6 protein-coding genes are annotated in these 6,529 nt (G+C 44.8%); 3 read left to right on the plus strand and 3 right to left on the minus strand.

All coding sequences use genetic code 11. The annotated features are described in order from the left end of the window. A partial coding sequence (locus Q0668_RS01150) for a hypothetical protein (RefSeq protein ID WP_298859100.1) occupies positions 1–198 on the minus strand: 198 nt, incomplete at its 3' end. A gap of 656 nt (positions 199–854) precedes the next feature. On the opposite strand from Q0668_RS01150, the gene Q0668_RS01155 reads away from it, so the two are divergent. Together Q0668_RS01155 and Q0668_RS01160 are read left to right on the plus strand one after the other, a co-directional pair. Beyond that, positions 855–1,703, plus strand: coding sequence for a nucleoside deaminase (locus Q0668_RS01155; RefSeq protein ID WP_298859102.1), 849 nt, complete (start codon positions 855–857; stop codon positions 1,701–1,703). Between the two features lie 44 nt (positions 1,704–1,747). After that, on the plus strand, positions 1,748–2,722 hold the full coding sequence (locus Q0668_RS01160; RefSeq protein ID WP_298859103.1) for a hypothetical protein: 975 nt from the start codon (positions 1,748–1,750) through the stop codon (positions 2,720–2,722). Positions 2,723–2,907: 185 nt separating this feature from the next. Here the strand turns inward: Q0668_RS01160 and Q0668_RS01165 are convergent, their stop codons facing one another. Then, complete coding sequence (locus tag Q0668_RS01165; RefSeq protein ID WP_298859104.1) at positions 2,908–3,375, minus strand: hypothetical protein; 468 nt, start codon at positions 3,373–3,375, stop codon at positions 2,908–2,910. A gap of 32 nt (positions 3,376–3,407) precedes the next feature. After that, positions 3,408–4,133 carry a DUF1559 domain-containing protein gene (locus Q0668_RS01170; protein ID WP_298859106.1) on the minus strand — a complete coding sequence of 242 codons (726 nt, stop codon included), beginning with the start codon at positions 4,131–4,133 and terminating at the stop codon, positions 3,408–3,410. 520 nt (positions 4,134–4,653) lie between these two features. On the opposite strand from Q0668_RS01170, the gene Q0668_RS01175 reads away from it, so the two are divergent. Next, complete coding sequence (locus tag Q0668_RS01175; RefSeq protein WP_298859108.1) at positions 4,654–6,231, plus strand: serine hydrolase; 1,578 nt, start codon at positions 4,654–4,656, stop codon at positions 6,229–6,231. Positions 6,232–6,529: the final 298 nt, after the last annotated feature.

The following is a 6,529-nucleotide window of genomic DNA, read 5'->3' on the forward strand; positions in this document are numbered from 1 at the left end:
TTCGATGGCTTGCTCTACTTTTTGCAAAAGAACTTCGGGAGATTCGAGCTCTCGCGGATCGGTGGTATCAGTCCCGGCCTGAATTTCTTCCGAATTCTCATTCTTGGATTGTTCTTTAGAAGAGCTACCACATCCAGAGATCAACGCAACAGAAGACGACAATAGAACCAGGAACGTCAGACGCGACAGCAAACTCATGATAGAAGAGACTCCAATGGATAAATATATGTGTGAGATAATAACGGCAGGCAATACATTAGTGCATCTGAATGAGATTCGTATTCTGATACAAATCTATCACCCATTTGGGGCACTGTAAACTTCTTATTTTTACTATTTATTAGGCTAGATCGTGTCTAGTTAATTCAGGACAATTTCAACGCTGTTATTCACCATTCAAATAGCCTCGGAGACGATAGAGTCAACCTGAATATAGGCTAGCGGAGTGAGAAACGAATCTCAACCGGTGAACAGTCCCTTCTACTAAAGCGGCGGAAAGAAGAGGGATTCCGCTTGAAACACGTTCATTCTCAGTTCCACGTTACCCGCACTGGCGCGCACTTCAGAGATCAAAGCAGTTTTGCAAATTCTTCCCTGAGTAGCTCGTCAAACTCTCTTTTGATACGGGATGCGACTCGAATTATGTAAGTCAAATGCCTCAATTACCCACTCTCTTCGTACCAAGTTGCAGGAGCACAACTGTGATAATCGCCACAATCTTACCAGTTGGCTCGAAAGTTATTTCTCACGTTTGAAAACAGCTTCTTGCTCTGTGATTGCAAGCTACATTTTCTGAACTACCGTCCAATGTTTTATGAAGAACCAACATATTATATAGCAAGAAAAGAAGAATTATGACGCAATGGATAACAACAATTTCACTTGGATCCATCCTTGCAATTACATCCGTGTTTTGGATGGCGGATGATACTCATTCCAAATCGATTGATGCACCCTATGAAGTGTCTGTTAAGCACGTGCAAGATGACACAGACTATGAGGGAGTCCCGCAAGCGATTGAGTCTACAATGGAATTCGTTTCGACGAATCACGCGTGTGACAAGTGTTCCAGCAAAGATCCAGCATTGCATCATAAGCACCAATGCCAATCGCATAATTTTAAGCAAGACAATCAGTACCGCGGCATTGAAGTCGGTGGGAACCGCTGGATCAAGATGGCCTGTGATGAAGCACATCAATCAGTCAAAGAAGGTGGTGGTCCTTTTGGTGCCGTTGTTGTTCAAATCGATGATGCGTCAAATAAAGTCATTCGTTTTTGGCGCTGTCGCAATCAAGTGACTAAGAATATCGATCCGACAGCACACGCCGAAGTGAGCGCGGTTCGTACCGTTGCGAGCGAATTAGGGGTGTTTAATCTCGGTAATATTCGCCAGGATGATCCTCGACTGAAATTAACTCAACCAGGCGAAACATCGCACTGTGAAATCTACAGCAGTTGTGAGCCATGCCCGATGTGTTATGCCGCCATTCGTTGGGCACGCATTGATACGATTGTCTTTTCTGCCACACGTTATGATGCGGCTGAACCGGGTGTCGATTTTTCCGACCTGGAGCTCTATCAGGAACTGGCAACACCTTATCAAGACCGTGCCAGTAATGGGCTACGTGTCTATCAAGCAACCACGAAAAATTCATTAGACGCTTTTAATCTATGGAAAAATACAGACAAGGTTGCCTACTAATCCTTGTCTCTCAGTTTAATTTACAACTCCTAGGGGAAAAAATAATGACGAAGAATTCAAAGTTCATGAGAAATATTGGATTGGCAATTGTAGCCTGTGGTCTGCTTGCTTCCGTATCGTTCGCTTATGAAGCACTGACATATGAAAAACTTCCAAGTTCGGTGAAGAAGAATATCGAAAAATTACATCCCAACTCACGTGTTTTGACATCGAATGTAGATGAAGATGGGCTGTATCAGATTGACGTGAATGCCAACGATGAGCATTTCGTCATGGAACTCACGCGATCTGGCCGCGTGGTGAGCAATAAAAGTCAAGGAAAGCTGCAGAAGAGCCCGGAAAAGTCGGTGAAACTTCCTTCACGAGTAATAGCCGCAATTAAGAAGCTGTATCCCAATGGCAAACTTGTCTCCGCTTCCACTGATGAAGACGGCGTCTACCATCTTCAAATTAAGAGCGCACTGGGGATTAGCAAAGTGGAATTAACGCGATCAGGAAGAATCTTACTCCACGATCGCGATGCAACAGATAGCGATGAAGACCTGAGTATCACACCACGACCATCATTATCTTCTGCATCATCATCATCACCATCTTCTTCTCAGTCACGGCACATCGAGAGTGTCAGGAAATTGCCTGCCGCCGTACTCGCCGCCGTCGAAAATGCACATCCTCAAAGTGTGATCGTCCATGTCTACCAAGACCTCTATGGTCCGCGTTATGGACGTTCAGCTTATTTTGTCAACGTCGTCAAGAATAATGAAGTTCACAGTGTCGGCCTGACAGAGAATGGTAAAATTCTCAAGAATTCACTTGATAATCAAACCGATCGTCTGGCACGTCTTCCGCAAACCATTAGTAACGCCACCAAAGCAACTTTTCCAAACGGCGTGATTTATGGCAGTGGAACGCGAAACGGGAATTATCAAATCGATGTGTTAGTCGACGGCCTTCCCTATGACCTGATAATTACAAAAGCGGGTCAAGTCATTTCGCAGAAACGAGATTACCACGAATAATCGAAATTCATTCTGACCATCTGACGAACCATCACGTCTAACGTTCATTTGTGATGGTCAGTCAGGTGTGAAAATACGAAACGGTGAAGTCATCTGGAGCAAATCAGATGACTTCATCGTTTTTTTATCGACAGCGCAAGTGGTTTGATTAGCAATCATGTCACTTTCAACCGAGTGTGACTAGATCATTGAGAGCCGTTTATCGGCTTACTCCACCCATTGATGGTTCTTCCAGCGGTCCATTGTTTATCTTGCCAGCGATAATGACAGTTCCCTTTATCTGGTGGCGCCTCCTGCGGATGGTAATTGATTGAATCTTCAGAGTGAATTTTGATACATGTAATTTTGTCGTTTTCTGCATGAATATGGAGTATCCAGTTTGTTGCGCCAAATTGAAGAGGAGCTGAAATAGAGATATCGTCAGGAAGGTAGTAGCTGGAGATCCAGGTTTGAGGCATTTTGGCAACTTTCGTTTTCAAATCATTCAAAGAGTCCCCTACTTCAGCTACCTCGTAGATGGAAATTAACTGCGCGTTTGCTGCATCAGCGACCACAAAACCATAAGCAAATAAATAAAACAAGACTACCAGGAGTAGAACGCCCAGGATGATGTTCAAGATTTTAGACGCTTTGCTGGATGGTTTTGTTGTCAAGCCTTTGCCCTTCCTTCAGTAAAACGCTCAGATCATCGAGAGCCGTTTGTTTTGACTCGCAGTAGTTTGCGCATATTAGGTACGTTGACTTCCTCTGGAGAGAGCCAATGTCTCCTCCCGTTATCGAACAGGACGTGCGAACCATGTATTGCAAATACGTCTGCTGCAATCATTTTTTCCAATTCATCCAGCGTGATATCTTTTGGTTCATTCCACAAGCCGTTCAGCATTGAGATCTCCATCAGGATAATTCGTGGTTCGTCCTCATGATGACTCATTAGTGAGCGGCAGTCTTCAGTCGGGCTCCAATATGTAGAATTATCAATGATGGCGACTAACTGCGATGTGCGTGGTGTTTTGTCGTCCTGGGTAATGATCAAACGATAAAAATGGGGTTTCTCTGTTGCAATCATCTGATTGTGAGAACTGTTCCAGGGCTCGTCAAACCGATAGTCGTAGCGGTGATCGGTTGACTTAAAAGAGGGTTCTAAATGTGGCAAAAGCAAAGCCCGCCAGCTATGCTGAGGTTTATCCCCTTTAGCGTCTCTGAGTGCAGCCGGAGGCAGGCAGCCATGCATTGTCTGGTATTCATGCAAAGCCACTCCAATCGCTCGTATTTGATTCCTAAAGCGTTCTCTTTGGCCACTATTAACAGCTTGTTGTACATCAGGAACCAATAGCAGACAGAGTATGGCCACGATCACCAGAATGGTAACCAACTCCCAGCGCGTGAAGGCGTTTGAACGAAACGGCTGCATGTTGTCATTCCCAAAATGGTTTCGATGACCCAAATGGAATCACTGTCGCTGATTTCATTATAATATGAATCATGACGGGATGTATGTTTTTTGTCAAAAGTCAGATCAGAAAATTCAAATGTTTCACTACATATCAAATAGCTAGAGGCATTTTTCTCGATGTGTCTGCTCATACCACGGGTAGCGGTGGAGGGATTCGAATCTCGTTCCCACACGCGGAATATGATTTGGCAGAATGAGGAATGTAAGATTATTCTTGATTAGTGGATGTGATGTCACAATAAGTTAGTTTATACCCATTCTTTGCCGCGTTACAATATTTGAGAATGATATAGGCCGTGCGAGATATGACGCAGCAGCAAAAATTCAAGATCGCACCAGATGTACTTTCCGTACTCGAAAAATTGTGTTTTGTGTAAGCGAACGATTCATTGAGTAAATCAGAACAGGATGGCTTTTAACCAACTTGCTGATTCTATCAACAACGGAAACAGGAATATTCCGTCATTAAGGTGATACCGTGAAAATAAATACTGTACTTTTAATGGTTGTTTTAGGGGGCTTGATTTGGGGGCAGCCCACTCAGGCGCAGGATCAGAAAAATCCTCTTCCCAAAGGGTACCAGAGTGTCGGTGACGACAAACAGGCAGCCTTGCGAAAATTGTGTCAGGCAACTGCTGACACCGGACTATTTTCAGGCGCAGTACTCGTAGCCGAAAAGGGAAAGGTGATTTACAAAGCAGCCTTCGGCATGGCGAATCGTGAATGGAAAATTCCTAACACCACCGATACCAAGTTTCGTCTGGCCTCGGTTAGTAAACAATTCTGCAGCATGGTCGTGATGCAATTGGTGCAAGAGAAAAAAATCAAGCTGGATGATAAGGTGACCGATTATCTACCCTATTATCGTAAAGATACCGGAGACCAGATCACGTTGCACCACTTGCTCTCTCATCAGTCGGGCATTAAGGATTTTACAGCCAGCTTTAATTATCGCGGGACAACTTCGCGGATGTCCTTCGACAAAGACGAATTTATCAAGCTCCATTGCAGTGCCGATTTTATTAACGAACCAGGCACCATTTACAGCTACTGCAATGCGGGATACTGCATCTTAGGCAGGATTATCGAAAAGGTGACCCGAAAATCATTCGAGCGGAATCTCGAGGATCGCATCTTTATACCTTTAGGCATGAAATCCAGCGGGTATGACCGCAACCGGTATTTGATCGAGAAACGGGCCAGCGGATATACGTATGGTCCCTTTGGTCTTGAGAACGCAGAATATATAGAGATGGATTCCTCTCCCGGTGCTTCGGGGGCCTTGTATTCAACAGTCGAAGATATGTTTTTGTGGGACCGGGCTCTGCACACCGATCAACTCCTGGATAAGAAATTTCGAGACCTCATGTTCACGCCGAATAGTAATGTGCCTGAAGTCAAAGCAGCGGGTGGCAGGCCACGTAGCATCTACGGCTATGGTTGGCAGATCTATTCTCGCACGCATCCCGTAACCGGGAACAAAATCAAAATCGTCAATCACGGCGGAGCCATCAACGGGTTTCGAGCGATGGAAAATCGATTAGTCGACGAAGACGCCTTCGTAATTGTACTCTGCAACCAGGGGGACAGTTTTGGTTCCTCGCAGGTGTGGGGTGCTGTCGTGAAATTATCAAATGAACTAAATCATATCGTCACCGGGCAGCCATATCGATTACCCGGTAAAGCGCGTCTGACTCAAGAACAACGCATGTATGAAATGGTCAAAGCAGAAGGCGTGGAAGCGGCCCTGGAATGGTTCAAGAAGAAAGGCAAAAAATCAGCCTGGGGTGGATCCAATTTTGTGCTGGCGAAACAATTGATCAAAGACGGACGAATCGAAGCGGGACTTCGTCTCATGGAATTTGATATCGAAATGACTCCTGGCAAAGTATGGCTTCTCCGAAAAGCGTCTCAGGCCTGTCTGGACAATGGCCGTACCGAAGAAGCATTGGATTATGTCAACAAAGGATTGGAACTACGACCGGACGATGACGATTTCAAAACTATGAAAACCGAACTCGAGCAGACTCTCAAATCACAAAAATCTTTAAACTAAGTTCAAACCTCAGACTTTAAGTTGGCCAGTTTTCGAGCTATTTCAGAATCCGAACGTCACTACTTTTGATACATGAAATGGATAGCGAAGAGCTGGCACAACAAAGATACAAAGAGAAGCAGGTTCTTTGTTATGTCTCGAGTAGAGGAAACAGCCTCTACTGCAAAAAAAATCATCTGCACCCCAAAAAAACGCCTGAATCCACAAAGTTGGGATTCAGGCGTTTTTATTTGTCTGAATGTGTCATCGAATGACACGAGTAGCGGTGGAGGGATTCGAACCCCCGACACGCGGATTA

The organism is uncultured Gimesia sp., from assembly GCF_937910335.1.
In the GTDB taxonomy this organism is placed as follows: Bacteria; Planctomycetota; Planctomycetia; order Planctomycetales; family Planctomycetaceae; genus Gimesia.